Genomic DNA, 1,647 nt, shown 5'->3' on the forward strand with positions numbered 1-1,647 from the left:
CACACCACTACCGTTACTCATGGAACGTCCTCCTGCTCTTGCGATGGGACACCAAGCCCGACAAGCGCATCAGGAGGACGTTCCCCACGTCCCGGAAACCGACGCACTAAACGTCTTTCTATGCCGCGGGGCGGGCGGTCGGCAAGCGAGATCGACTGCGCCGCAGAACGTCCGCAACTGCCGATGGGCGAGAGTAGGCGACGTCGACGTGCCAGCCGCAACGGCCAGTACGGACGATTCGAATTCATCACGACCGAGCGCGGCATTATCCGCGCGGCGACCTGCGTCCGCACATGCCGCTTCCCGCGCGATCCGAGGCCCATATGGGCCCATGCGTGTCTACTGCGTTGAGATAGCCGTAGGCAAGATTCGCTGTGTGCGGCACGGATCGGGCCACGCGGCCCATGACAATGCGGAGTGGGTTCGGACGCGACGCAGGCCATCCTCGATGGCGACAGGCCCGACTGTTCAGTCAACCTGCTTGAGGGCAATTACGATTGCGGCGACGATATCGAAAGTCGCTTCTCCTTCGGCATGTAACCACAGCAAGGGGTGTACTGGTTTCGGGCCCGAGAACCTTCCCGGGCACCCCTTCGGCCACAGCACCGACGGAAACAGCGTAGTAGCCGTGAACTCGAGGAACGAGATGTCCTCATGCGGTGTCCGCTCGACCGCGAAATAGTGGATACCGCGGACCGACAGATTGAGACCATCATTGGGCCTCGACGGAATCAGGCTGATCTCCATCGCGTCAACTGACCCGGTCCGCATGGCGCTCGTTCGGCAAGAACATCTGCGTTGGTCGACAATCGGGCCATGACGGAGTTGCCGCAGTTCATCGATGGTGCGCGGGTCCTGCGAGTGGCTACCCTGCTTGGGACCACACCGACGGGCAGGGCAAGACACACCATCGGCGGACACGTCGTCGATGGGTTCGCGGGACTGGCGATCGCGCAATACGACACCGATCCCGGTGTGCATCTGTTCTACTGCGACGCCGCGTGGAACTGCGTCACCGACACCTGGCACGACGATGTCGCTGGTGCCGTCGAACAGGCCCGCTACGAGTTCGACCCGATCGAATTCGTCGATGTGCCCGCGTCAGACACGACGGCACGCTGATCGAGCAGAACGCGGCGGTATCGCTTATCGCAGACCAAATATCGAGTGTTTTCCTCTGGTCATCTGTGGAATCGGGTGTTTCGGCGCTGCCGATCATGCAGGTGCGCGAAGACCGCCGGTAGCCGACTAACCGCCAAACCGCAGGTCACGGCTTCGATGTCGCCATGCGTGCGCCTACCGGCTTGATCCGGAGCGTCGGTCCTTCGGCTGTGGGGTGGTTCGGGTTGATTAGCGTTAGGACCACCAAACCGGGCGTGTGCGGCGGTCAGGATTCGTCGGCGACCAACCGGCTCCTTCGGTGGCGCTCCGGTCCACAAGGTTCTGGGGACATACTCTTCTGTCGCTGGGCGAGCGGTCTTAGCAGCAAGATCGACTGCGATGCAAAATGTCCGGACATGCCGAATGTGTGGTTTTCGTCGAGGTCATCTAGTTTCGTCCGGCGGTGATGTAGTAGTACATCGGGTCGACTATGTCGAGAAGCTGTTCGATTTCGTTGTCGGTGAAGCGGTTTCGACGGCTGACCGT

The 1,647-nt window shown here is 61.3% G+C and carries 2 protein-coding genes; one reads left to right on the forward strand and one right to left on the reverse strand.

Annotation, left to right across the window (positions count from 1 at the left end; genetic code table 11):
• Positions 1 to 468: 468 nt before the first annotated feature.
• Positions 469 to 747 (reverse strand): hypothetical protein, encoded by a 279-nt coding sequence (locus KO481_RS42575; protein WP_215924459.1) that lies wholly within the window; start codon positions 745 to 747, stop codon positions 469 to 471.
• Between the two features lie 69 nt (positions 748 to 816).
• Here KO481_RS42575 and KO481_RS42580 point away from each other — a divergent pair, with 69 nt between their 5' ends.
• Positions 817 to 1,122 (forward strand): hypothetical protein, encoded by a 306-nt coding sequence (locus KO481_RS42580; RefSeq protein ID WP_215924461.1) that lies wholly within the window; start codon positions 817 to 819, stop codon positions 1,120 to 1,122.
• The last annotated feature ends 525 nt before the right edge of the window (positions 1,123 to 1,647 follow it).

Source organism: Nocardia albiluteola, assembly GCF_018860155.1.
Lineage (GTDB): Bacteria > Actinomycetota > Actinomycetes > Mycobacteriales > Mycobacteriaceae > Nocardia > Nocardia albiluteola.

Coding starts and splice junctions, on each gene's coding strand:
- KO481_RS42575 (WP_215924459.1), bottom strand. CDS start 747: ATGGAGATCAGCCTGATTCCGTCGAGGCCCAATGATGGTCTCAATCTG.
- KO481_RS42580 (WP_215924461.1), top strand. CDS start 817: ATGACGGAGTTGCCGCAGTTCATCGATGGTGCGCGGGTCCTGCGAGTG.